The following is a 24,051-nucleotide window of genomic DNA, read 5'->3' as shown; positions in this document are numbered from 1 at the left end:
CCCGGCCCCCGGCCCCCGGCCCCCGGCCCCCGGCCCCCGGCCCCCGGCCCCCGGCCCCCGGCCCCCGGCCCCCGGCCCCCGGCCCCCGGCCCCCGGCAACTGTCGGAGAGCAGCGAACGGCGAACAGAAAACAGCGAACGGATGACAGATGTTGAAATCTGTCATCCGTTCGCTGTTATTTGTCAGCTGTCACGTGTCAGCTCACTCGTCAGCCGCCACCCGAGCACGGCCACGAGCGCCCACCCGACCAGCTGCTTACTGCTCGTCGCCCTGGCTGTCGTCGTTGCCCAGCAGGTCGCCCGCGAGCGCGTGGACGAACTTGGCGCCGTCGATGGTGCCCAGGCCGCTCGAGAGGTCGTAGCCCTCGGTGGCGTTGTAGCCGGTGACGCCGCCCCAGCCGTTGTCGCCGTCCTTGACGTCGACGATGCCGCTCCACTTGCTCGGCAGCAGGCTCAGGCCGTACAGGCTCGGGTTGATCTGGCCGAGGCGGTGGCCGGCGAGCTGGTCGGCGAGCGCGACGATGCCCGAGAACAGCGGGGTGGCCTCGCTGGTGCCGCCGGTGAGGTGCCAGCCGACCGCGGTCGGGTCGTAGGACTCGTAGGTCCAGGCGGCACCGTCGACGGCCGCGCTCATGCTGATGTCCGGGGTACCGCGGTGGGCGCCGGTGACGTTCGCGACGCCGGCCTGGTACCACGGGCGCTGGAAGATGCCGGACACGCCGCCGCCGCCGGCGCCGGACTTGTCGTGCCACACCTTGTCGGCCGCGGTGCGCTTGCCGCTGTCGTCCAGGGTCAGCTGGGTGCCGCCGATGGAGGTGACCAGCGGGTCCGAGGACGGCCAGGAGTTGACCTTGAACGGGTACAGGTCGGTGCCGTTGGTCTGCGAGTCGGTCGCGCCGTTGTCGCCGGAGGCGGCGAGCACGGTGACGTTGCGGTCGGCGGCGGCCTTGAAGGCGTAGCGCAGGTCGGTCAGCGACTTGAAGTCGCCCTTGTCGTAGCCCGGGAAGGTGTTCTCGGTGGCGCCGAAGCTCTGCGAGATGACGTCGCCGACGCCCTTCTTGATGAGGTCCTTCTCGGCGTCCATCATCTCGGGCAGGCCGGTGGTGCCCTCGGTCTCGGCGACGCCGGTCTCGACCAGGACGATGTGCGCGTCGGGGGCGATCGCGTGGGCGTACTCGACGTCCAGGGTGGTCTCGCCGGCCCAGCCGGTGTGGTCGGGGTTCTTCGGGTCGAAGGCGGGGACGTTGCCCCACTTCCGCACCTCGACCTGGGTGTCCTTGATGCCCCACTGCTTGTCGAAGACCTCCAGGTCGTGCTGGATGGTCGGCGAGCCGAAGGAGTCGACGATGACGATCGTCCGGCCCTTGCCGGTGACGCCCTCCTGGTAGAGCGGGCCCAGGTTGTAGGCGGCCTGGTACTGGACCGGCGAGTAGCAGTGGATGCCGATCTGGCTGACGCACTGGGTGGTGCTCAGCGGCGCCGGGCGGGTGGTGGCGAGGTGGTGGCCGAAGGAGGCCGGGCGGACGTGGACGCCCGAGAGGTCGTGCGCGGGGGCGGCGGTCGCGGCGCCGACGGCCGGGACGGCAACGGTGCCGGCGGTGAGGGCGGTGGCCCCCACGGCGAGCAGAGCCAGGGCACGGCGGAGGGTGGCGGGGCTGCCCATGGGACTCCTTGGGACGCAGAGGGCCCGACCTGGGGTGGTCGGGTCGGTTTCGGACATCCCATCGAGAGCCGCATGATCATGCCATAGTCATTTGGTGGGGTCAGCTGACCAGGCGCATGGTCATGATCGGCCACGCGAAAAGGTAAAGGCCGTCCCAGGGAAAAGTAACCGCGCACCTGGGACGGCCATGTGATGACACGTCAGTAATATTCAATGAATATTAACCGTATCTACCCAGCACCCCCGTACTTCAATCGAAGTCGTCACAGTCGGGGTGACTACCGGGCGCCGCCGTTGACGTACAGCGTCTGCCCGCTGACGTACGAGGCCTCCTCGCTCGCCAGGAAGGCCACCACCGAGGCGACCTCCTCCGGCTGCCCGACCCGGCGCAGCGGCGTGCGGGCGGACACCTCGGCCTGGTGGTCCTCGGCGGTGGCGCCGACCCGCTCGGCGGTGGCCGCCGTCATCGCGGTGGCGATGTAGCCGGGGGCGACGGCGTTGACGTTGATGTTGAACGGCCCGAGCTCGATCGCCAGGGTCGCGGTGAGCCCCTGGATGCCGGCCTTGGCGGCCGCGTAGTTGGCCTGGCCCCGGTTGCCCAGCGCGGAGCGGGAGCTGAGCGAGACGATCTTCCCGTACTTCTGCGCCACCATGTACTTCTGCGCCACGTGGCTGCAGTTGTACGCGCTGGTCAGGTTGACGGTCAGGACGGCGTCCCAGTCGGCCTTGGGCATCTTGAAGAACAGGTTGTCCCGGGTGATCCCGGCGTTGTTCACCAGGACGTGCAGCCCGCCGAGGTCCTCCGCGATCCGCGCGAACACCTCCTCGACGGCGTCGTAGTCGGCCACGTCGCAGCCGTAGGCCCGGGCGGTGCCGCCCTTGGCGGTGATCTCGGCGACCGTCCCGGCCGCCCGTTCGGCCGTCAGGTCGACCACCGCGACCGCGGCGCCCTCCTCCGCCAGCCGGCGGGCGGTGGCCGCCCCGATGCCCTGCGCCGCGCCGGTCACCACGGCGACCTTGCCCGTGAATCGAGCCATGTCAGTTCCTCCGCTCATGTGGAAACTCCCTCGGACGTCCTCGGCCGCAACCGCGCCGGGCGTCAACCGCTCCGGACGTCAACCGCTCCGGACGTCAGCCGTTCCGGGCGTCAGCCGTTCCGGGCGTCAGCCGCTCCGGATGTCAGCCGTTCTCGACCAGCACGGCCGTACCCTGCCCCACGCCCACGCACATCGTGGCCAGGCCGCGCCGGGCGCCGGTGCGGCGCATGCGGTGCAGCAGGGTGGTGAGGATGCGGGCGCCGGAGCCGCCCAGCGGGTGGCCGAGGGCGATCGCCCCGCCGCTCGGGTTGACCACTTCGTCGGCCCGCTCCGGGCTGAACCCGATGCCGTCGGCGGAGGCCAGCGCCTGGGCGGCGAAGGCCTCGTTGAGCTCGGCGGTGTCCAGGTCGGCGAGGTCCCAGCCGGCCCGGCCGAGCACCTTGGCGGTGGCCGGCACCGGGCCGATGCCCATGACGTCCGGGTGCACCCCGGCCGAGGCCCCGGCCACGTAGCGGCCGAGCGGATGGAGTCCGAGGTCGCGCAGTGCCTCCTCGCTGACCAGGACGAGTCCGGCCGCGCCGTCGTTCATCGGCGAGGCGTTCCCGGCCGTGACGGTGCCGTCCGGGCGGAAGGCGGGCTTGAGCCGGGCGAGCTTCGCCAGGCTGGTGTCCTCGCGGATGCCCTCGTCCTGGCTCACCGTCACCCCGTCCGGCCGCTCGACCGGGACCAGTTCGGCGTCGAAGTGCCCGTCCTTGCGGGCGGCGGCGGCCCGCTGGTGGCTGCGCAGCGCGAAGGCGTCCTGGCGCTCGCGCCCGATGCCGTACCGGCCCGCCACCTCCTCGGCGGTCTCGCCCATGCTGAGCACGCCGTGCAGTTCGGCCATCCGGGGGTTGGTGAGCCGCCAGCCGAGCCGGGTGTCGTGGGTCTCGATCCGGTGCGGCAGTGCCTCGTCGGGGCGGGGCAGGATGAAGGGCGCGCGGGTCATCGACTCGCAGCCGCCGGCCAGCACCACCTCGGCCTCGCCGGAGCCGATGGCCCGGGCGGCGAGGGTGACGGCCTCCAGGCCGGAGGCGCAGAGCCGGTTGACGGTGGCGCCGGGGACGGTCTCCGGCAGGCCGGCCAGCAGGACGGCCATCCGGGCGGCGTTGCGGTTGTCCTCGCCGGCCTGGTTGGCGGCGCCCCAGTAGACGTCGTCGATCCGGGCCGGGTCGAGGGCGGGTACGTCGGCGAGCAGGGCGCGCAGCACGGTGGCCGAGAGGTCGTCCGGCCGGACGGTGGCGAGCGCTCCGCGCAGTCGGCCGATGGGTGTGCGGCGGGCTGCGGCGAAGTAGACGGGACGCACGTCGTGCTCCTTGTCGAAGGGGGGTGGGTCAGAAGGCGTTGACGCCGGTCAGGGCACGCCCGATGAGCAGTTGGTGGATCTGGCTGGTGCCCTCGTAGAGGGTCATCACCCGGGCGTCGCGCAGGTACTTGCCGACGGGGTACTCGTCGATGAAGCCGTAGCCGCCGAAGACCTGGAGCGCGTTGTTGGCGGCCCGGACGGCCGCCTCGCTCGCGTAGAGCTTGGCGACGGAGGACTCGGTGGCGAACGGGAGGCCGCGTTCGATGTGGTCGGCGACCTTCCAGGTGAGCAGTCGGGCCGCCTCGACGTCCACCGCGATGCCGGCCAGCAGTTCCTGGACGAGCTGGTGCGAGGCGATCGGCTTGCCGAACTGCTCGCGTTCGCCCGCGTAGCGGACGGCGGCCTCCAGGCAGGCCCGGGCGATGCCGACGCAGCCGGCCGCGACCGACATCCGCCCCTTGGCCAGGGCCGCCATCGCCACCGTGAAGCCCTTGCCGAGCTCGCCGAGCCGGGCGCTGTCGGGCACCCGGACGGCGTCCAGGGTGAGTTCGGCGGTGGCCTGGCCGCGCAGGCCGAGCTTGCCGTGGATCTCGGTGCGGCCGAAGCCGGGCAGGTCGGTGGGGACGAGGAAGGCGGTGATGCCCCGGTGGCCCTGCTGATCGGGCCGGTCGCCGCCGGTACGGGCGAAGACCAGGGCGACGTCGGCCCAGGTGCCGTTGGTGATGAAGGTCTTGGCGCCGCTGATCAGCCAGTCGTCGCCGTGCCGGACGGCCCGGGTGGTGAGGTTGGCGGCGTCCGAGCCGGTGCCGGGTTCGGTGAGCGCGAAGCAGGCGAGTGCCTCGCCGGAGGTGAGCCGGGGCAGCCAGTGCCGCTTCTGCTCCTCGGTGCCGAAGCCGTTGACCGACTTGCCGACCAGGCCGAGCGAGACCGAGACGATGCCGCGCACGGCGGAGTCGCCGCGCCCGAGTTCCTCCAGCACCAGGCAGTACGCGAGGTGGTCGCCGCCGCTGCCGCCGTACTCCTCGGGGATGGTCAGGCCGAGGAAGCCGACCTTGCCGAGCTTGCCGATGATCGCGCGGTCCACCTGTTCGGCGCGGTCCCACTCGGCGGCGTACGGAGCGATCTCGCGGTCGGTGAAGGAGGCGGCGAGGTCCCGGACGGCGGCCTGCTCCTCGGACAACTCCAGGTTCACGACGGTGCCCACCTCGTTAAACTAGCGCTGCAAGTTTTACGAGGGGACTGTAGCTCCGACCCGCCGTACTGGGAAGGGGCACCTGTCAGAATCGGTCCCCACCCACCCGACCGGAGGTACCACCCGATGGCCCGCCCGCGCACCCCGCTGCTCAGCCGCGACCGCATCGTCGCCGCTGCTCTGCGGCTGATCGACGGCGAGGGGCTGGAGGTCCTCTCCACCCGCCGCCTCGCCGCCGAGCTCTCGGTCAGCGGGCCGTCGCTCTACAACCACTTCGCCACCAAGGACGAACTCCTGGACGCGGTGGTCGACAGCGTCATCGGGGAAGTCGACCTGTCGATGTTCAGCGCCCCGGGCACCCCTTGGCCGCAGGCGCTGCGCGACTGGGCGCGGTCCTACCGTGCCGCGCTGGCCGCCCACCCCAACATCGTGCCGGTGCTCGCCCAGGGCCCGGGGCGCCGGCCCAACGCGCTGCGCCTGGCCGACGCCGTCTTCGGACACCTGGTCGAGTCCGGATGGCCGCGCGGCCAGGCGACCCGGATCGGCGCGCTGATGCGCTACTTCGTCACCGGCTCCGCGCTGGCCTCCTTCGCGGCCGGCTTCCCGGCGGACGCCGAGGTCTACGACGCGGCCGACTACCCCCACCTCGGCGAGGCGCACCGGCTCGCCGGGCACCGGGGGACGGTCGACGAGGGCGCCTTCGAGACCGGCCTGGAGGCGCTGCTGGACGGGCTCGCCCTGCGCTTCGAGCGCCTCGCCGTGCGCTCCTGACGCGCGGGAGCGGGCGCGCGGGACCGGACCGGGCGCACGCGGAGCCGGGTGTGCGTGTGGCCCGGGCGCGCGGGACCAGGTGCGCCGGGGCCCGGGGGCTACCAGGGTTCGCGGGCCAGGAAGGCCGGCCGCTGCTCCGGGTCCACCGGGTCGTAGTACCGGTGGTAGACCGGCGTCAGCCCACCGGAGACCGGGGGCACGATCCAGCTCCAGTCCGCCGGGGTCGGGCGGCCGAGCCGCTGCTCCTGGGCGACGTGCTTGAGGAAGCGCTCCGACTCGGTGTGGTGGTCGGCGATCGTCACCCCGGCCTCCTGGAAGGAGTGCAGCACCGCCAGGTTGAGCTCGACCAGGGCGCGGTCGCGCCAGAGCGTGCGGTCATTGGAGGTGTCCAGGCCCAGCCGGTCGGCGACGGTGCCCAGCATGTCGTAGCGGTCGGCGTCGGCGAGGTTGCGGGCGCCGATCTCGGTGCCCATGTACCAGCCGTTGAACGGCGCGGTGGGGTAGCGGACGCCGCCGATCTCCAGCGTCATGTCGCTGATCGCGGGCACCGCGTACCAGCGCAGTCCGAGGTCGGCGAACCAGGGGTGCTCGGGGTGGCTCAGCGGCACCTCCAGGGTGGTGTCGTCGGGGAGTTCGTACCAGCGGGGCCGTTCGCCCGGCCGTTCCTGGATCAGCAGCGGCAGCGCCTCGAAGCGGTCCTCGGCGCACTTCCAGCCGAGGTCGCGGGCCCGGGCGGTGAGCGCGGCGCCCGCCGGGTCGCCGACCACGGTGGCGCCCCGCTGGCCGTCGTCGACCCGGTGCCCGGCGTAGCGGACCAGCTGCTGGTTGAGGATCCGCGCGGCCGGGCGGCCCGGGCGGTCGGGGGCGAACACCGAGACCACCGGGCGGATCCGGCCGCCGTTGCCCGCCAGCCGCAGGTGCTCGAAGCACTCGGCGGCGATGTCGTCGGCGGCGGACAGGTGGCGCAGGTCGCGGACCACCAGGCTGCGCCAGTACAGCCGGCCGATGCAGCGGGCGGCGTTGCGCCAGGCGAGCTTGGCGCCGTAGGCGAGTTCGGCGGGGGTGTGCCGGTAGCCGCCGGTGCGGTCGATCTCCTCCCGCACGGCCCGCAGCCGGGGCTCCGGGGCGCCGGCCGCGGGCTGCTCGCGGTGGAACTGCCGGATGAAGTCGGCGGCCTGCTCGGGATCGGTGAACGGTGCTGGCGCGGGCGGCAGTTGAGGCTGTGGCCCCGAGGGGGCGGGCGGCGTGACGAGTTGACCGGTGGGCCGGCCGACGGGCGGCGCGACGGGTTCGGCGGTGAACGGCGCGGCGAGTTCGGCGGCGAACGGCGCGACCGGTGGCGCGAAGGCCGTCGCGGTGTGGGTGTGGGCGTACGGACAGCCGCCGCTCGGGGCGGTGGCGGTTCTGCGGGTGCGGAGCCGGTTGAAGATCAAGGACACATCCCTCCTGCCACCCAGGAGTACCGGAGGTGTCCGGCCCGGCGCAGGGAGTGAACGATTCGGCCCCCGCACCCGCGCTGAGCGCGCTAGGGTGCGGGGGCCGAAGGTCAGACTGTACGACCGGTTGGTGCGGGGCTGGTCAGCCCATGTCCTCCAGTCGGACGCCCTTGGTCTCCTTCATGAACTTCGCCACGAAGACCAGCGACAGGGCCGCGAAGGCCGCGTACACCAGGTAGGTCGCGGAGAGGTTCCAGCGCGACAGCGACGGGAACGAGACGGTGATCACCCAGTTGGCGATCCACTGCGCGGAGGCGGCGACGGACAGCGCGGCGGCGCGGATCCGGTTCGGGAACATCTCGCCCAGCATCACCCAGACGACGACGCCCCAGGACATCGCGAAGAACAGCACGAAGGCGTTGGCGGAGATCAGCGCGACGGTGCCCTGGAGGTCGGGCAGCGTGACGTTGTCGCCGGAGCCGGTGGCGGAGGAGAACGCCCAGCCGGCCGCGGCCAGGGTGACGGCCATGCCGGCCGAGCCGATCAGGGCGAGCGGCTTGCGGCCGATCCGGTCGACCAGCAGGATCGCGATGACGGTGCCGAGGATGTTGATGACCGAGCCGATGAAGCTGATCAGCAGCGAGTTGCTCTGGTCGATGCCGACCGACTGCCACAGGATCGACGAGTAGTAGAAGATCACGTTGATGCCGACCAGCTGCTGGAAGACCGACAGGCCGATGCCGACCCAGACGATCGGGAGCAGGCCGAAGCGGCCGCCGAGCAGGTCGCGGAAGCGCGGGCGGTGGTCGGAGGCGATCAGCGACTGCACCTCGGCGATCCGGGCGTCGGCGTCCACGCCCTCGCCCTCGACCTCGGCCAGCACCTTGCGGGCGTCGTCCAGGCGCTCGGCCTGGATCAGGTAGCGCGGGGACTCGGGGATCACCGAGGCCAGCACGAAGTAGACCACGGCGGGGACGACGCAGACGCCGAGCATCCACTGCCAGGCCTCCAGGCCGAGCAGTCGGCCGCGGGTGTCACCGCCGGCGGCGTCCGCCAACACCCAGTTGACCAGCTGGGATATCGCGATGCCGAGCACGATCGCGGCCTGCTGGAAGGAGGCCAGTCGGCCGCGGTACTTGGTCGGCGCGACCTCGGCGATGTAGGTCGGGGCGATCACCGAGGCGATGCCGATGGCCGCGCCGCCGAGGACGCGCCACAGGGCGAGGTCCCAGGGGGAGAACGGCACCATCGAACCGACGGCACTGACCGCGAACAGCAGCGCGCCGGCCTTCATGACCTTGATGCGGCCGTAGCGGTCGGCGAACCGGCCGGCCAGCGCGGCGCCGACCGCGGAGCCCAGCAGCGCGGAGGACACGATCAGGCCGGTCTCGCCGCTGCCGACCCCGAACTTCCCCTGGATGCCGGAGACGGCGCCGTTGATCACGGAGCTGTCGTAGCCGAACAGGAAGCCGCCGAGGGCTGCGGCCGCGGTGATGAAGACGACAAAGCCGAGGCGGCCGGGCGCGGTGGCCTCGGCCGCCCCGGAGGGCTTCTGGGTGACGCTCACGATCTTGACTCCTGGTACTCAACGCTGAGCTCGGTAGCCGAGATCGTAACCCCTATTCGTTCAAGCCTTGTAGACGGGGAGGCTCAATTTTTGCTCTGAGAATTCGTAAGGTGAACAAGCAAATTGAGACTCCCTTGCTGCGTTCCCTGCTGCCTCCCCTGCCGTCGCCGCTGGCGGCCGGGCCGCTTCGGCTCATCGGGCCGATGCGCCCGACCGATTCGGCCCGTTGCGCCGGGGCGGGTCACGCCGGGGCGGACAGTGAGAGCCCGAACCGGCCCTCGGGGTCGGTCCACCAGTGGGTCAGTCGCAGTCCGGCCGCCGCCAGCTCCCCGCCCACCCGCTCCCGGGTGAACTTGGCCGACACCTCGGTGCGCAGCTCCTCGCCCCGGTCGAAGTGCACCGGCAGGTTCAGGGCCGGGATCTTCACGGTCTGCGAGCGCAGCGAGCGCAGCCGCATCTCGATCCACTCCTGCTCCCGGTCCCAGAGCGCGACGTGCTCGAACGCGGTCGGGTCGAAGTCGGCGCCCAGCTCGCGGTTGAGCACGTTGAGCACGTTGCGGTTGAACTCGGCGGTCACCCCGGCGCCGTCGTCGTAGGCGGCGACCAGCACCGCCGGGTCCTTGACCAGGTCGGTGCCGAGCAGCAGGAAGTCGCTTGGGTCGAGGGCGGCCCGCAGGCCGAGCAGGAAGACCGCGCGCTCCTGCGGGAGCAGGTTGCCGAGGGTGCCGCCGAGGAAGGCGACCAGCCGGGGGCCGCCGTCCGGGGGCAGGCCGAGCCGGGCGGTGAAGTCGGCCAGCACCCCGTGCACGGCCAGGCCCGGGTACTCGGCGGCGAGCGCGGTGCCGGCCGCGACCAGCGCGCTCTCGCTGACGTCCACCGGGACGTAGGTCTCCAGGTCGCCGGTCGAGCGCAGCGCGTCCAGCAGCAGCCGGGTCTTCTCGGAGGAGCCGGAGCCCAGTTCGACCAGGGTGCGGGCGCGGGTGGCGGCGGCGATCGCGTCGGCCCGGGCGGTGAGGATGGCCCGCTCGGCGCGGGTCGGGTAGTACTCGGGCAGCCGGGTGATCTCCTCGAACAGCTCGCTGCCCCGGGCGTCGTAGAACCACTTCGGCGGCAGCCATTTCGGCTCGGCGGTCAGCCCGTGCCGGACGTCGTGGTGCAGCGCCGTGCTGAAGTGGTCGGCGGGCAGCAGTCGGGTGAGATCGAAGGTGTCCATGACAGGGTGGGTCCTCTGTTCAGAAGATGAAGGGAGAGTGGAGGGTCAGTAGTGACGGGGGAGCGGCCGGACGGAGACGCCCGCGGCGTCGGCCAGCAGCAGGGAGCCGTCCGGGGCGAGCCTCCAGCCCGGATCGTCGTCGTACGGCTCGGAGGCCACCACGGTGCCGAGGCCGGGCAGCTCGCGGTGGTGCAGGGTGTCGCCCCAGGTGGTCGCGGCGAGCGCGGTGCCGTCGGTGAGCAGCAGGTTGAGCCGCCCGGTGGTGTGCGCGGCGACGTCGGCCACCGTGCCGGCCAGCGCCTCGCCGAGGTCCGCGCCCCGGCGCAGCCGGTGCAGGGTGAGCGCCCACAGCAGGGCCGAGTCGGTGCGGGCCTCCAGCTCCAGCAGCTCGGCGGGCGGCAGCAGGGCGGCGAGGGCGTCCAGCTTGCCGGGCCAGCCGGCCACCGCGCCGTTGTGGCTGAACAGCCAGCGGCCGGCGGCGAACGGCGCGGCCGCGTTCTCGCCCGCCGCGCAGCCCTCGGTGGCGGAGCGCACGGCCGCCACCAGCGCCCGGGTGCGGACCACCCGGGCGAGATCGGCGAAGGTCGCGTCCGCCCAGATCGGCCCGGCCCGACGGTAGCGGGCGGGCTGTTCGTCGCCGTCCGCGTACCAGCCCAGGCCGAAGCCGTCCACGTTGACCGTCCCGTACTGCTGGGTCCGGGGCGCCCAGGACTGCCGGTACAGCGCGTACGGCGGATTCACCAGGAGCTCCTGCGGTGCCACCGGGCCGCCCAGGTAGGCGAGGTGGCGGCACATCAGGCCTCCCCAGGGGCGGGGTCCACGCTCCGGGCGGTGCGGAAGCCCGCGAAGATCTGCCGCCGGACGGGATAGTCCCAGTTCCGGAACGTGCCCCGGCAGGCGACCGGTGCCACCGCGAAGCAGCCGCCGCGCAGCACCTTGTACTCGGGCCCGAAGAAGACCTCCGAGTACTCCTGGTACGGCCAGGCCCGGAACCCCGGGTAGGAGTGGAAGTCGCTGGCCGTCCACTCCCATACGTCGCCCATCAACTGGCGGACCCCGTACGGTGATTGGCCGCCGGGGTAGCTGCCCGCAGTGGCCGGGCGCAGATGTCGCTGGCCGAGGTTGGCGTGCTCGGGGCCGGGCGGGCCGTCGCCCCAGGGGTAGCGGCGCGAGCGGCCGGTGGCCGGGTCGTGCCGGGCCGCCTTCTCCCACTCGGCCTCGGTCGGCAGCCGGCGCCCGGCCCAGCGGGCGTAGGCATCCGCCTCGTACCAACTGACGTGCAGCACCGGCTCGTTCGGCGGGACGGGCTCGACGGTGCCGAAGTGGCGGCGCAGCCACTGGCCGTCCTCTCGTCGCCAGAACAGCGGGGCGGTCAGGCCGGCGTGCAGGCGGTGCTCCCAGCCCTCCGGCGTCCACCAGCGCGGCTCGTCGTAGCCGCCGTCGGCGATGAAGCGCTGGTAGGCGGCGTTGGTGACCGGGGTGGTGTCCAGGAAGTAGCCCGGCAGCCGCACGGTGTGCGCCGGGCGCTCGTTGTCCAGCGCCCACGGCTCGATGTCCGTGCCCATGGTGAACGGGCCTTCGGGGATGAGGACTTCGGCCGGCAGGGTGGCCGCGTCGGCGGGTGCCGGCGGCGGCGGGGGAGCGGCCAGTGCGGGCTCGCCCCGGCGGAGCTGATGGGTGATCAGCATCGTTTCGTCGTGCTGCTGTTCGTGCTGGGCGATCATCCCGAAGGCGAACCCGGCGTCCAGCAGCGGTGCGCCCTCCAGCGGGCTGGCGGCCAGCAGGTCCAGCACCCGGCCGCGCACCTCGTGGGCGTAGGCGCGGGCCTCGGCGGGCGGCAGCAGCGGCAAGCTGGGGCGCTCGGCCCGGGGGTGCTGGAACGCGTCGTACAGCGGGTCGATCTCGGGGTGCATCGGGTCGCGGCCGCCGACGTTGCGCAGCAGCCAGAGTTCCTCCTGGTTGCCGATGTGCGCGAGGTCCCAGACCAGCGGGGACATCAGCGGCGAGTGCTGGGCGGTGAGGTCGGTGTCCTCGACGCAGTCGGTCAGCGCGGCGGTCCGGGCCCGGGCGGCCAGCAGCTCGACGGCGATGCTCTCGCGCAGCGCCTCGCTGCCCGCGGACGGGTCGGGGGCGCCTCCCCCCGGGGTGGCGGGCGGTCGGACGTCGGTCATGATGCCTCCTCCGGGGGAGTGCGTCGGGTGCCGGAGCGCAGGGCGTCCAGTTGGTCGTCGGCCGGGCAGCGGCCGCGCGCGGGATAGCGCTCGGCGAACTCGGCGACGGTGGCGCGCAGCCGCCCGGCGCCGGGCAGACGGCCCAGTGCGGCATCGGCGGCGGCGAAGCAGGTGAGGGCGGCGCGGCGCAGCTCGGGGTCGGCGACGCCCTGGGTGGCGGCGCGGCGCCAGACCTCGCTGCGCGGCGGGCGCGGGCCGCCGGTGCGGTCGAGCGGCTCCAGCGCGGCGAGTACGGTGTCGGCGGCCACCGGGTCGTCCAGCAGTGCGGTGACCAGCGCGGTGGGCACCACCCAGCCGTCCCCGGGCTGGGCGTCGATCATCCGCAGCTCCAGGTGGCCGCGCGGGCGCACCGGCGGGAACAGCGTGGTGCAGTGGTACTCCAAGTCGGCCAGTGTGGGCGGGCGTTCGCCGCCGCCGCGGATCCAGTCGCGGAAGGTCAGACCGGGCGCGGCCGTCCACGGCTGGCCCTCGGGCCTTTGCACGCACAGGACTTCGGCGTCCAGCACGTACTGGGCCCAGGCCTCGCGCGGGTCGCCGTGGTCCGGCTCGGGGGCGAGGGTGCGGCTCGGGTCCATCCGGGACCAGACGGTCTGCCGGGTGGACCGGTGGCCGGTCGGCCTGCCGTCCAGGATCGGGGAGTTGGCGAAGGCGGCGACCAGCACCGGGCCCAGCCGGTGGACCAGCTGCCAGCGCCGTTCGGCCGCGTGCGGACCGGCCGCGTCGCCGGCGTCCAGGCACACCTGCACCGACGCCGTACCGGTCATCATGACCCGGCCCCAGGGCCCGGCCGAGTCGAAGAAGCGCTCCATGGCGAGGTAACGGGGGTGGTCCAGCACCATCCGGCGGGGGCGGGCCAGCGGGTCCGTCCCGGTGCCGGTGAGTCGAAGGCCCTGGGCCGCGAAGGCGGCCCGCAGGGCGGTCAGATCACGTCGGGTCTCATCGACGCAGGCCAGGAGGCCGGTGGCGGGCGGGGAGCTGAGCTCGACCTGTCCGCCGGGTTCGAGCGTGAGGCGCGAACCGGAGGGGAGCGTGTCGCCGTCCGGACCGCCCAGGGGCAGCGACTCCAGTGCGGCGTGGAGCAGTTCCGGTGGAACGGGTCGGGTCGGACATCGGTCGTCATGGACGAACCACTCGACCTCGACCCCCACCAGACGGGGCGGTCCGATCTTGAAGCAGACGCCCGACACGTGGCTGCGCGCCCCCGATTCGGTCAACGGGGTCACCCCGGTGGGGGGCGGTGGTGCGCTCTGCCGGTCGGGCGGAGTGGTGCGGGATATCGGCATCGCCGGACTCACCGTCCTCGGGATCACGATTGCGGCCCGGTCTACCTTGCCCAGTCTGCTACGGAGCATGCGGGGCCGCTTCGCAAATATCGCGTGAATGTTCGTTTCCGCAGGTCAGTGGGGTGGCGAACGGGTGAATACGGAGGTTTCGCGGCGGCGGGAGGCGGGGTGCCGCCGGGGTACTGGCCGACGGCACGTGCCGGGGTCACAGACGGTCGAGCCGCTCCAGGACGGTGTCCAGAACGGGGCCCGGCAGGGCGTAGTTGAGGCGCAGTGAGCCGGTGCTGCCCGTGTTGCCCGTGTTGCCCGTGCTGCCCGCGCCGCTCGTGCTGCCCGTGCCGAACTCGGCGCCGTCGGAGCTCTCCAGGCCGCAGCGCTCCAGCAGTGCCGCGCGGGCGTCGGCCGGCGGCAGGCCGAGGGCGGCGGCGTCCAGCCAGAGCAGGTAGGAGGCGCGCGGGATGGAGCGGACGGCCGGGCCGAGGCGGTCGGTGAGCCGGGCGCGGGCGGCGGCGAGGTGGGCGAGCAGCGCGTCCAGCCACGGGCCGCCCTCGCCCAGGGCGGCCCGCTGCACGGTCTGCTCCAGCAGGCCGCCCTCCCAGAGGCCGTAGCCGGCCATGGTGTCGGTGAGCCGGGCGCGCAGCCCGGGGTCCGGGACGAGGGCGAAACTGCTGGGAACGCCGGAGCAGTTGAAGGTCTTGCCGACGGAGTTGAGGGTGATGACGGAGCGCCGGTGCGCCGGGTCGGCGGTGGTGACGGCGACGGGGTGGAGGTGACCGGGGTGGGTGAGGTCGCCGTGCACCTCGTCCGAGACCAGCAGTGCGCCGTTCTCCGCCGCCCAGGCGGCGAGACCGCGTACCGCGCCGGTCGGCCAGACCGTGCCGGAGGGGTTGTGCGGGTTGCTCAGCAGTACGGCGGCGGCCGGGCGGGGCAGCGGGCCGCGCGGCAGGCGGTAGCCGTTCGGGGTCAGCTGCAGCGGCAGCTCCTGGTGCCGGAGCCCGGCCGCGCGGCAGAGCTGCGCGAAGCCGCCCCACTCGGGGGTGGGGAAGAGGACGGGAGCCTGCGGCCGGACCGTCTCCAGGAGGAGGCGGAGTGCGGTGCGCGGACCGCAGGGCAGCAGCAGGACCCAGTCGGGGTCGACCTCGACGCCGTGCCGGGCGCGGTACCAGTCGGCGACCAGGATCCGTCCGGACGGATCGCAGACGGTGTAGCCGTACGCGCGGTGGCGGGCGCGCCGTTCCAGCGCCTCGGCGACGGCGGGTGGGCCGGGCAGGTCCATGTCCGCCAGGCCCATCGGGATCACCCCGGGGGCGGCGGCCCGGGCCCACTTGCTGCTGCCGGTGCCGGTGCGGTCGAAGGGGGCGTCGAAGCCGAAGCCGAAGGCGACGTTGGTATCGGCACCGGCATCGGCATCGACGCCGGCATCGATGCCGGCATCGACGTCGGCATCGAAGGGAGTGGTGGGGCCGGAGCTCGGCGAACAACTGACAGATGACAGATTTCGAAATCTGTTATCTGTTCGCTGAAAGTTGTCGTCTGTCATCCGTTCGCCGTCCCTCGTTCGCCGCCGCCGCCCGCCAGATACCGCTCCAGCCCCCGCCGGCCCCGGCGCATCATCACCGCGTGGTTCGCCCGGAACAGCGGGTGCAGTGGCAGGGCGAGCCGCCGCAACAGGGGCTTGCCGGGCCGGGCGTCCTCCTCGAACAGCACCCGGCACCCCGCACCGCCCGGACCGTCCACCGTGACGGTGAACCGCGACCACCCGTTGAGGTCGCCGCGCATCACCGCCTCCAGCACCCCGGCCGCCGGGTCGTGCCGCCGCCGCTCCAGACTGATCACCAGCCGGTACGGCAGCAGCGCGCGGAGCACCACCTGCCCGGAGTCCGGGCCGGCCTGCCGGGCCTCGCGGATCTCCGGCCACCACAGCGGGTAGCTCCGGACGTCCTCCAGCGCCGCGTACGCCGCCGCGGCCGGGGCCGTGAGCCGCCACACGCCCCGGAAGTGGTAGTGGTTGGGATCCACCCGCCCACCCTAGGGCCTGGGGTCGCCGGGGCAGGGGTGAACGGGCGCGGCCCGCGGCCGAGTTGGCGCCCGTCCCGCAGGCCCTACCGGCGGCAGGGCTCGAACGCCCAGTGGATACCGGGCGAAGAACGCAGTTCGTGGGGAGGGGTGAACTCCGCTTGCACCCGTTCGGGGTGCGAGGGAGGATCTTGTGTGCTTGTAGTCTCATCAGTCACGGCAGCACCTCCAGGCGCTGCGCCCCCGGAACCGGAGTGAAGGAGTCACGGGCATGCGGCGACCGAGCTGGGTACCGGAAGGTACGGACCTGGACAAACCGAACGCCGCACGGGTCTACGACTACTACCTCGGGGGTTCCCACAACTTCGAGGTCGACCGGGAGATGGCCCGCAGGGCGATGGCACTGTGGCCCGAGCTGCCCCAGATCATGCGCTCCAACCGGGCCTTCCTGCGCCGCGCGGTGACCCACCTCGCCGAGCACGGTGTCACCCGCTTCCTGGACATCGGCTCCGGCATCCCCACCTTCGGCGCGGTGCACGAGATCGCCCGCGCCATCCGGCCCGGCGCCGAGGTCGTCTACGTGGACCGCGACCCGGTCGCCGTCGCCCACAGCCGCCTGCTGCTCGAGGACGACCCGCAGAGCGCCGTCGTCCAGGCGGACCTGCGGGACGTCGAGGACCTGCTGGACCGCCCCGAGGTGGCCGAGCTGCTCGCCGCCGGCGAGCCGGTGGGCGTCCTGCTGGTGGCCGTCGCCCACTTCGTCGGCGACGAGGACGACCCCTGGAAGCTGATCGCCACGATCCGCGACCGGCTCCCGGCCGGCAGCGCCCTGGTCCTCTCGCACGCCTCCCTGGAAGCCCGTCCGGACCAGGCCGAGGACCACCAGGAGCTCTACCGGATGACCCCGACCCCGCTGACCATGCGCACCCACGAGCAGGTCACCGCGATGTTCGAGGGCTTCGAGCTGGTCGAGCCGGGCGTGGTCCACCTGCCGCAGTGGCGCCCCGACCAGCCGGGCACGGTCGGCGAGCACCCCGAACGGATCGCCGGGGTGGCGGGCGTGGGGTTCCGCCCTTGAGTGGTCGCACCCGGCGCGCCACCGACGGCCGTACCCGCCACGGGACGGCCGCCGGACGCCCGGCCGTGCGCACCACCGGCCGCAGCACCATGCGCCCCGCCGGCCGCCCCGCCGGCCGCTGCACCATGCGCACCGCCGGCAGCACCACCGGCCGCACCGCCGGCTGTATCGCCGCGCGTGACACCGGGTCCGGCGCGCGAGGCAGAACCGGGGCGGCCGGATGAGCGGCGCGAGCCCGGCGGGCCGCAGCGCCGAGCGGTTCCACGAGGACTGGTCCCGGCTGCTCTCCGCCGACCACGGCACCGCCGTCCACCCCGGCCTGCTCGGCCGGCTGGTCGCGCGCACCGCCGCGCTGCTGCACCGCGCCCAGCAGGAAGAGCCCTTCCAGCCCCGGCTGGCCGCCCAGGCCGCCGCCGAACTGGTCGACGCCCACTTCACCGACCCCGTGCTGCTCGCCCGCGCGGTCGAGCTGCTGCAGTCCCAGCCGGCCCACGACGACCGCGGCCCCGCCCTCACCGGCGCCTTCGCGGCCGGCTGGGCGAACGCCCTGCGCGAGCGCACGCTGCGCGAGCAGGAGGCCATCCGCACCGCCGCCGACGCCGCCCGCAAGGAGGCCGAACGCGCGCTGCGCGCGTCCGAGGCCCGGTTCCGCGCCCTGTTCGAGAGCGCCGCGATCGGCATCGCCATCGGCGACACCGACGGCAACATCCTGGCCGTCAACAAGGCCGTGCAGGAGCTGTTCGGCGCGGGGCCGGAGGACATGATCGGCCGCCGGGTCGACGACCTCGTCCACCCCGAGGACACCCCCGGCGTCTGGGAGGCGTACGAGGAGCTGATCAGCGGCAAGCGGGAGTACTTCCAGTTCGACAAGCCGTACTACCGCCAGGACGGCGAGGTGGTCTGGACCCACCTGACCGTCTCGCTGATCCGCGACGACGACGGCGTCCCGCAGTACCAGGTCGCGATGCTGGAGGACGTCACCGACCGCTACCGCCTCCAGGAGCGGCTGCGCCACCAGGCCACCCACGACCCGCTGACCGGCCTGCCCAACCGCGCCGCCTTCTTCGAACGGCTGGAGAAGCTCTTCGAGGAACCGGAGCCCGGCGCCCGCTTCGGCCTCTGCTACGTCGACCTCGACGGCTTCAAGGTGGTCAACGACAGCCTCGGCCACGACATGGGCGACCAGCTGCTGTCCGCCGTCGCCGCCCGGCTGAAGGCCGCCCTCACCCCGCTCGGCCACCTGGTCGCCCGGCTCGGCGGCGACGAGTTCGTCGTGCTGCTGGAGCACTGCCGGGGCGAGCAGGAGGCGGTGGCCGCCGCCAAGACCGTGCTCAAGGCGCTGGCCGGGCCGGTGCTGATCGGCGACCACAAGCTCGCCGTCGGCGCCAGCGTCGGGGTGCTGGAGCGGCGGGTGTCCACCACCACCCCCGGCGCCGCCGTCCGGGCCGCCGACCTCACGCTGTACCGCGCCAAGGAGGCCGGCCGCGGCCGCTGGACACTGTTCGACCCCAAGGAGAACGCCCGCGCGGTCAGCCGCTACGCGGTGTCCGTCCGGATGCCGGCCGCCCTGGACCGCGGCGAGTTCTTCATCGACTACCAGCCGCTCTACCGCCTCGCCGACGGCCGGATGGCCGCCGTGGAGGCGCTGGTGCGCTGGCGCCATCCGCAGCTCGGGGTGCTCGGCCCGGACGAGTTCGTCACCACCGCCGAGGAGACCGGGCTGATCATGCCGCTCGGCCGCTGGGTGCTGGAGCAGGCCTGCGGCCAGGCCGCCGACTGGATCAAGCGGTACGGCGACGCCGCGCCGCAGCTCAACGTCAACCTGGCCGTCCGGCAGGCGCGCAGCGCCGCGCTGGTCACCGACCTCGCCCGGATCCTGGACAACACCGGCCTGGACCCGGCCCGGCTCCAGCTGGAGATCACCGAGTCGACCGTGGTCGGCCCCGAGGACGAGGCGCTGCGCACCCTCCACGGGCTGGTCGACCTCGGCGTGTCCCTCGCGGTGGACGACTTCGGCACCGGCTGGTCCAACCTCGCCTACCTGCGCGACCTGCCGGTCTCCGGACTGAAGATCGCCGGCTCCTTCGTCGGCGACCTGCACGACCCGGCCAAGGACGGGGCCACCGGGTGGCGCATCGTCAGCGGCCTGGTGTCGATGGCGCACACGCTCGGGCTGAACGTCACCGCCGAGGGCGTGGAGACCCGCAAGGACGCCGAGCGGCTGCGCGGCATGGGCTGCGACTGGGCGCAGGGCTGGCACTTCGGCCGCCCGGTGCGGCCCGCCGAGATCGCCCGCCGGATCGTCGAGGAGCCGGAGGGGCGGCCGGTCGAGGCGGGGTGATCCCCGCTCCTCCGCCGGCGCCCGTTCCCGCCGTCGTCACGGAGTCGTCGTGACGGAGTCGTCGCGTCGTGGCCCCCGCGTCGTGGTCCCCGTGGCGCGGTCGTCATGGCTCGGCCGTGGTGGATCGGCCGTCGTGGCGCGGTCCCGTTCCGGCAAGCGTTCCGGAACCGTTCCGGAAACCGCCCTACGGCTCTGCCCGGTATGCGGGATGATGACGCGTCAAAATCACCACCCGGCACCGGTGCGCCCGTGGTCACGGCCTTCGCACCGGCCCGGGGGCACGGGGAGGGGAGCGCCGCCATGGGCGCAACGGAGGGCGCCGGCCCGGCCGAGGGGGACCGGTCCCAGGGGTGGCCGGGGGAGCCGCCGCGGACCAGGGTCGACTGGGGGTCGCGGGAGCGCGGCTCGCGGTTCCGGGGGTCGTGGGACCGGCGGCGCGGCGCCCAGGGCGGGGGACGGGGCGGTGCCGACTCGGGTGCGGGGGCCGGTGCGGGGGCCGGTGCGGGCTACGGTTCGGAGCGGCCGTCCCGGTTGGGCGCCCGGCGGCCCGGCAGGGTGGACCCGGAGGCCGACACCCGGCGGATGCCCGGTCCGCGCCACGACCCGGAGGCCGCGACGAAGGTCCGGCCCGGCACCCCGGGGCGGTTCGACCCGGAGGCCGTCACCGAGGTGGTGCGGCCCCGCTCCGCGGACGGCCCGTCCTGGCAGGACAACATCGGTCCGGGGCCCAGCCCGAACGGCGGGTCCGGCCCGAACGGCGGGCCGAGCCCGGACGGCGGGACCGGTCCGGAGGGTAGTGGGACCGGCCCGGCCGAGGACGGCTTCCCGGACGCCCTGCGCGGCCGCTTCACCCCGCTGGGCAAGGCGGGCGCCGGCGCCGAGGGCACCGTCTGGTACGTCCGGCGCACCGACGGCGGCGCCGACGCCGCGGTCAAGGTGGCCGTCGTCGGCCACCCGATGGACCACGACCTGCTCACTCACCTGCGCAACGACGGCTTCCGCCGGCACGTCCCGCACCTGATCGACTTCGGCCGGGTGCGCCACCACGGCGCACTGGTCGACTGGGTGGCGATGGAGTACCTGCCGGTCACCCTCTCCGCGCACGTCGCCGGGCTGCGCCGGGACGGCGCCCAGGCCGACCCGCGGACCACCGAGCAGATCGTCTACGAGCTGGTCTCGTTGCTGGAGTTCTGGCAGCGGCGGATCCAGCGCAACCCGCTGGACTTCAAGCCGGCCAACATCCTGGTCCGACCCGGCCGCGGACCCGGGGAGTTCGTGATCGCCGACTTCGGCGGCGTCGACCGGCTCACCGACAGCCGCCGCTTCACCTCCGCGATGATGGTCACCGTCGCCTACATGGCCCCGGAGCAACTGGCCGGCAAGAACCACGAGGCCGGGCCGTGGTGGGGGCTCGGCAACGTGCTGTACGAACTGTTCGTCGGCCGCCCCCGGTTCGTCGGCGCGGACGGCGAGCGGGCCGCCGACCACGACCTGGAGCTGGAGCTGGTCATGGGTGAGGAGGTGGACCTCAGCGCCGTCTCCGACCAGCGCCAACTCCTGCTGCTCCAGGGCCTGTTCACCAAGAAGCCGGAGGACCGCTGGACCGCCCCGGAGGTCCGCAGCTGGCTGGCCGGCGGCAGCCCGCAGGTGGTCCGGCGCCGCCCGCAGGCCCGCCGGCCGATCACCTTCCTCGGCGACCCGTTCACCGACCCGGCCCGGCTCACCGAGGTGCTGCTGCGCAACTCCGGCGCGGCGGCGCGCTGGCTGGCGGCGGTGGGCGCGGAGCGGCTGCGCGACTGGCTGCGCGACGAGGTCCAGGACTCCGTGTTCGACCTGCACTACCTCGCCGACGTGGTCCGCTCGCCCGGCTCCCGGCGGGAGGCCGTGGCCGCCGTGGCCGTGCTCGCCCTCGGCGCCGCCTACGCCCCGTCCGCCGTCCCGCACTACCGCGACCGGCCGGTCGATCCGGCCGGCCTCGAACGCGTCGCCACCGAGCCGGACGGCGCCGCGTTCATCGACGAACTGGTCCGCGGCGGCGCCCCGGCCGTCGCCGCGCGCTACGACTGCTTCCACCCCGAGTGCTCCGGCGAGCACTGCTCGCGGCTGCTCGCCCTCGCCGCCCTCCCGGACGTGCTGGCCGAGGTGGAGCGCACCGCCCGAACCGTCGGTGGCGGCCGGCGCGGTGACGGCGGGCTCAGCCCGGAGGAGCGCGAGGAGGCCCACCGGCTGGCGGTCTGGCTGAGCATCCGCCCGGAGGAGCGCCACCGGCTGCTCGGCCGGCTCTCCCCGCTGCCCGCCGCGCTGCACCGGCTGCCGCTGCCGGTACGGCTGTCGGAGCTCGCCGCGGTGGTCGCGGCGGCGGTGGTGGACGGGGCGCTGACGGCGGGCGCCGGAGCCCGTACGGCGGTGCGCTCGGCGGCTCGGCGGCCGGCGCCCGACCCGGCGGCGGCCACCCCGCGGGACGTGGTGCGCCGGCGCTGGTCGGCGCTGCGACGGCGGTCGGTGGGTGCCGCGCCGGAGCAGGTCGCGGGTCGGGCCGCGCTGGTGGCTGCGGAGGCCCTGCGGCGGCGGGGCCGGGGACGGGTGGAGCGGTCCGGGCCCGAGGCGGAGGGAGCGGTACTACGGGAGGGCCGGGCGCGGGCCGGCCGCGCGGCCCGGCTGTGGCGCGAGCGGCGCCGCCGGCCGCCGGTGGACTGGGCGGCCCGGCGGCGGCTCTGGTGGCCGTACGCCCGCACCATGCTGCCGCGCCGGGTGGCGGCGGCCGCGCTGCTGGTGGTGGGCCTGGGGCTGCTGCTGTGGACGGGGGCGGTGCTGCGCTACCCCATCGAGTCCGGGCACCAACTCGACCTCTCGCCCGACCTGTTCGGCGGGCCGCTGCGCCTCGCCGGGAGGCAGGCGGCCGAGCAGGTGGTCGGCAAACTGGGCGCGGCCTTCGTGGCGGCCGCGGTGCTCGCTTTCTTCCCGGCCCCGGTCGGGTTCGGCACGGCCCTGCTGACCGGCGTGGGCGCCCTCGCGATCGGCTACCTGCGGCTCGGACCGCCGATGACGGCCGTGGAGGCGCCGCAGCCGGTGGCCGACCGGGTGGTCATGTTCGAGGGCGGGATGGGGAGTTGGGCCGGGATCGCGGCGGTGGTGGCGCTGGTGGCGGCCGTCGTGCTGATCGAGCGGGCGGCCGACCGGCTGCTCAAGCCCGCCCAGCAGGCCCGACGGCGGGTCCGGGACGGCTGGCGGGAGCTCGATCGGCGGGCCGAGCGGGCGCCCCGGGTCGCGGGCACAACGGCGCGGCCGGCGCGGCCGGCGGGCGCCGCGGGGGCTTCGGGGGTGGCGGGTGCTGCGGGCGCTGCGGGGGTGGCGGGTGCTGCGCGGGCGTGGGGCACCGGCCGGGCGGGGACGCGTGACCGGCTGCGGTTCGCGCTCGTCGGCACCGGGGTGCTGGTCCTGCTGCTGTGGGCGGCGGTCGAGGTGCGGCTCGCGGCCACCGGGGTGCACCGGACGCCGGACTCCTGGGGGACGGGACAGACCGGTGCGGCCTACCAGGCGGGGTTCGTCCTCCTGCTGGCGGCGGTGTCGCTGCTGAGCACCCTCGGGACGCTGATCACCGCGCGGGTGCTGTTCGTCGGCTGGATCCTCGGCACCCTGTTCCTGGGGGCCTGGCCGGGGGCGTTGGGGCCGGTGGAGGCGCTGCGGATCCCGGTGTTCGAGGGGCTGTTCGGCGCGGTCGCGGACTGGTGGGGGCACGGGGCCTTCTGGGCGGCGCTGCTCGTGGCGCTGCCGCTGGCGGCGTACGGGGTGCTGCGGATGGTGCGGGGGCGGGCGTGAGGGAGGGCGGGTGAACGGCCGACAGATGACAGCTGACAGATAACAGCTGACAGATTTCGAAATCTGTCAGCTGTTATCTGGTATCTGTTATCTGTCAGCCGTTCGCTGCCCGATGCCCGATGCCCGCCGTCGGCTGGCGGCCGTCGGCCATCGCCGTCCGCCGGGCTCAGCCCACCAGTCGGGAGAGCTCGATCGAGTGCCCGGTCCGCTCCACCTTGGCCGTCAGGTAGCGCACATTGCTCGCCGACAGGTGGACGCCGGTCGGCACCCGCCGATGGACGGTGATCCCGAGCCCGGCCAGTTGGGCGGCCTTGTCCGGATTGTTGCTCAGCAGGTCGATGCCGTCGACGCCGAGCGCGGCGAGCATCTGGGCGGCCGCGGTGTAGTCCCGGCCGTCCTCGGGCAGGCCCAGCGCGGTGTTGGCGTCGTAGGTGTCCAGCCCGGAGTCCTGCAGGGCGTACGCGTCGAGCTTGTTGTAGAGGCCGATGCCCCGGCCCTCCTGGCGCAGGTAGAGCAGGTAGCCGCCGGCCTCGCTGATCCGCTCCACCGACTCGCGTAGCTGCGGTCCGCAGTCGCAGCGCTCCGAGCCGAAGACGTCGCCGGTCAGGCACTCGGAGTGCAGTCGCACCAGCGGGGTCCCGCCGCCCGGGACGGTGCCGAGGGCGAGCGCCAGGTGCTCGGCGCCGTCGGTGAGGCCGTGGAAGGTGGAGACCTCCGCGTCGGCGCGGTAGCCGTCGGGGAAGGTGAGCGGGATGCGCACGTGCGAGCGCACCGTGGCGGAGCCGGGTTGAGGCATGGACGGGCCTCCGTCGATCGGGGGTGGACCGGGTGGGACCGGATTGGACCGGGTCGGATCTTCGGATCCGGATGGACCCGAGGGGGATCCGATCGGTTCGGAGGTCGACCGTACCCGTTTGTTCCAATTTGAACAACTGGGTACTGCCAGTGACCGCACCGACCACGGAGGCGGACAACACCCCACCCGCCCCGCCTGTTCCCGTCCGGCGTACCAGCATGTGGAAGGGGCGCGAGCCGGGGTGTGGACACTGCGACACTTCGTCCC

Annotated in this window: 18 protein-coding genes; 5 read left to right on the top strand and 13 right to left on the bottom strand. The window is 73.9% G+C overall.

Annotated elements, in window-relative coordinates; translation table 11 throughout:
- Nucleotides 1-255: 255 nt before the first annotated feature.
- The 4 genes from ACZ47G_RS29220 to ACZ47G_RS29205 form a co-directional block, all read right to left on the bottom strand.
- Entirely contained in the window at nt 256-1,662 is a 1,407-nt protein-coding gene (locus tag ACZ47G_RS29220) for a S53 family peptidase (RefSeq protein WP_380456455.1), read from the bottom strand.
- Nucleotides 1,663-1,940: 278 nt separating this feature from the next.
- Entirely contained in the window at nt 1,941-2,699 is a 759-nt protein-coding gene (gene fabG, locus ACZ47G_RS29215) for a 3-oxoacyl-ACP reductase FabG (protein ID WP_465747686.1), read from the bottom strand.
- Between the two features lie 142 nt (nt 2,700-2,841).
- On the bottom strand, nt 2,842-4,041 hold the full coding sequence (locus ACZ47G_RS29210; RefSeq protein WP_465747684.1) for a thiolase family protein: 1,200 nt from the start codon (nt 4,039-4,041) through the stop codon (nt 2,842-2,844).
- 28 nt (nt 4,042-4,069) lie between these two features.
- A complete protein-coding gene (locus tag ACZ47G_RS29205) occupies nt 4,070-5,233 on the bottom strand; it encodes an acyl-CoA dehydrogenase family protein (RefSeq protein ID WP_465747866.1) in 1,164 nt (387 codons plus the stop codon).
- Nucleotides 5,234-5,359: 126 nt separating this feature from the next.
- Here ACZ47G_RS29205 and ACZ47G_RS29200 point away from each other — a divergent pair, with 126 nt between their 5' ends.
- Nucleotides 5,360-6,004, top strand: a complete 645-nt coding sequence (locus ACZ47G_RS29200) for a TetR/AcrR family transcriptional regulator (RefSeq protein ID WP_465747682.1) — start codon at nt 5,360-5,362, stop codon at nt 6,002-6,004.
- 98 nt (nt 6,005-6,102) lie between these two features.
- Here the strand turns inward: ACZ47G_RS29200 and ACZ47G_RS29195 are convergent, their stop codons facing one another.
- The 8 genes from ACZ47G_RS29195 to ACZ47G_RS29160 all read right to left on the bottom strand — a co-directional run bounded on the left by ACZ47G_RS29195 (nt 6,103) and on the right by ACZ47G_RS29160 (nt 15,753).
- The gene (locus ACZ47G_RS29195) at nt 6,103-7,218 is read right to left on the bottom strand and encodes a nitric oxide synthase oxygenase (RefSeq protein WP_465747864.1); all 1,116 of its coding nucleotides are present in this window, start codon (nt 7,216-7,218) and stop codon (nt 6,103-6,105) included.
- 364 nt (nt 7,219-7,582) lie between these two features.
- Nucleotides 7,583-9,007: a sugar porter family MFS transporter gene (locus tag ACZ47G_RS29190; protein WP_465747680.1), complete on the bottom strand. Its 1,425-nt coding sequence runs from the start codon at nt 9,005-9,007 to the stop codon at nt 7,583-7,585.
- A gap of 241 nt (nt 9,008-9,248) precedes the next feature.
- The gene (gene egtD, locus ACZ47G_RS29185) at nt 9,249-10,220 is read right to left on the bottom strand and encodes an L-histidine N(alpha)-methyltransferase (protein WP_465747678.1); all 972 of its coding nucleotides are present in this window, start codon (nt 10,218-10,220) and stop codon (nt 9,249-9,251) included.
- A gap of 45 nt (nt 10,221-10,265) precedes the next feature.
- Nucleotides 10,266-11,015 (bottom strand): ergothioneine biosynthesis protein EgtC, encoded by a 750-nt coding sequence (gene egtC, locus ACZ47G_RS29180; RefSeq protein ID WP_465747676.1) that lies wholly within the window; start codon nt 11,013-11,015, stop codon nt 10,266-10,268.
- Nucleotides 11,015-12,391 (bottom strand): ergothioneine biosynthesis protein EgtB, encoded by a 1,377-nt coding sequence (egtB, locus tag ACZ47G_RS29175; RefSeq protein ID WP_465747674.1) that lies wholly within the window; start codon nt 12,389-12,391, stop codon nt 11,015-11,017. Before egtB ends, egtC begins: the two co-directional genes overlap by 1 nt.
- On the bottom strand, nt 12,388-13,674 hold the full coding sequence (egtA, locus tag ACZ47G_RS29170; RefSeq protein WP_465747862.1) for an ergothioneine biosynthesis glutamate--cysteine ligase EgtA: 1,287 nt from the start codon (nt 13,672-13,674) through the stop codon (nt 12,388-12,390). Before egtA ends, egtB begins: the two co-directional genes overlap by 4 nt.
- Nucleotides 13,675-13,939: 265 nt before the next feature.
- Nucleotides 13,940-15,274, bottom strand: coding sequence for an aminotransferase class I/II-fold pyridoxal phosphate-dependent enzyme (locus tag ACZ47G_RS29165; protein WP_465747672.1), 1,335 nt, complete (start codon nt 15,272-15,274; stop codon nt 13,940-13,942).
- Nucleotides 15,271-15,753 (bottom strand): SRPBCC family protein, encoded by a 483-nt coding sequence (locus ACZ47G_RS29160; protein WP_465747670.1) that lies wholly within the window; start codon nt 15,751-15,753, stop codon nt 15,271-15,273. Before ACZ47G_RS29160 ends, ACZ47G_RS29165 begins: the two co-directional genes overlap by 4 nt.
- Nucleotides 15,754-16,021: 268 nt before the next feature.
- On the opposite strand from ACZ47G_RS29160, the gene ACZ47G_RS29155 reads away from it, so the two are divergent.
- From ACZ47G_RS29155 to ACZ47G_RS29140, 4 genes are all read left to right on the top strand, one after another.
- A complete protein-coding gene (locus ACZ47G_RS29155) occupies nt 16,022-16,828 on the top strand; it encodes an SAM-dependent methyltransferase (RefSeq protein ID WP_465747668.1) in 807 nt (268 codons plus the stop codon).
- A complete protein-coding gene (locus ACZ47G_RS29150; RefSeq protein ID WP_465747666.1) occupies nt 16,825-17,052 on the top strand; it encodes a hypothetical protein in 228 nt (75 codons plus the stop codon). Before ACZ47G_RS29155 ends, ACZ47G_RS29150 begins: the two co-directional genes overlap by 4 nt.
- Nucleotides 17,049-19,169 (top strand): putative bifunctional diguanylate cyclase/phosphodiesterase, encoded by a 2,121-nt coding sequence (locus ACZ47G_RS29145; protein ID WP_465747664.1) that lies wholly within the window; start codon nt 17,049-17,051, stop codon nt 19,167-19,169. The genes ACZ47G_RS29150 and ACZ47G_RS29145 overlap by 4 nt, the downstream gene beginning before the upstream one ends.
- A gap of 582 nt (nt 19,170-19,751) precedes the next feature.
- The gene (locus ACZ47G_RS29140; RefSeq protein ID WP_465747662.1) at nt 19,752-22,988 is read left to right on the top strand and encodes a protein kinase domain-containing protein; all 3,237 of its coding nucleotides are present in this window, start codon (nt 19,752-19,754) and stop codon (nt 22,986-22,988) included.
- 166 nt (nt 22,989-23,154) lie between these two features.
- Here ACZ47G_RS29140 and ACZ47G_RS29135 read toward each other — a convergent pair whose 3' ends face one another.
- Nucleotides 23,155-23,784 carry a GTP cyclohydrolase II gene (locus tag ACZ47G_RS29135; protein WP_465747660.1) on the bottom strand — a complete coding sequence of 210 codons (630 nt, stop codon included), beginning with the start codon at nt 23,782-23,784 and terminating at the stop codon, nt 23,155-23,157.
- Nucleotides 23,785-24,051 lie beyond the last annotated feature (267 nt).

The sequence above is a fragment of the Kitasatospora sp. NPDC030952 genome, from assembly GCF_055571335.1.
Note: the sequence above shows the minus strand (reverse complement) of the source record. Positions and strands in the feature narration are given on the sequence as shown.

Excerpts from the sequence above, each read along its gene's own strand:
- ACZ47G_RS29220 (WP_380456455.1), bottom strand. The coding sequence starts at position 1,662 with ATGGGCAGCCCCGCCACCCTCCGCCGTGCCCTGGCTCTGCTCGCCGTG.
- fabG (WP_465747686.1), bottom strand. The coding sequence starts at position 2,699 with ATGGCTCGATTCACGGGCAAGGTCGCCGTGGTGACCGGCGCGGCGCAG.
- ACZ47G_RS29200 (WP_465747682.1), top strand. The coding sequence starts at position 5,360 with ATGGCCCGCCCGCGCACCCCGCTGCTCAGCCGCGACCGCATCGTCGCC.
- egtD (WP_465747678.1), bottom strand. The coding sequence starts at position 10,220 with ATGGACACCTTCGATCTCACCCGACTGCTGCCCGCCGACCACTTCAGC.
- egtC (WP_465747676.1), bottom strand. The coding sequence starts at position 11,015 with ATGTGCCGCCACCTCGCCTACCTGGGCGGCCCGGTGGCACCGCAGGAG.
- egtB (WP_465747674.1), bottom strand. The coding sequence starts at position 12,391 with ATGACCGACGTCCGACCGCCCGCCACCCCGGGGGGAGGCGCCCCCGAC.
- ACZ47G_RS29165 (WP_465747672.1), bottom strand. The coding sequence starts at position 15,274 with ATGACAGACGACAACTTTCAGCGAACAGATAACAGATTTCGAAATCTG.
- ACZ47G_RS29155 (WP_465747668.1), top strand. The coding sequence starts at position 16,022 with ATGCGGCGACCGAGCTGGGTACCGGAAGGTACGGACCTGGACAAACCG.
- ACZ47G_RS29145 (WP_465747664.1), top strand. The coding sequence starts at position 17,049 with ATGAGCGGCGCGAGCCCGGCGGGCCGCAGCGCCGAGCGGTTCCACGAG.
- ACZ47G_RS29140 (WP_465747662.1), top strand. The coding sequence starts at position 19,752 with ATGCCCGGTCCGCGCCACGACCCGGAGGCCGCGACGAAGGTCCGGCCC.
- ACZ47G_RS29135 (WP_465747660.1), bottom strand. The coding sequence starts at position 23,784 with ATGCCTCAACCCGGCTCCGCCACGGTGCGCTCGCACGTGCGCATCCCG.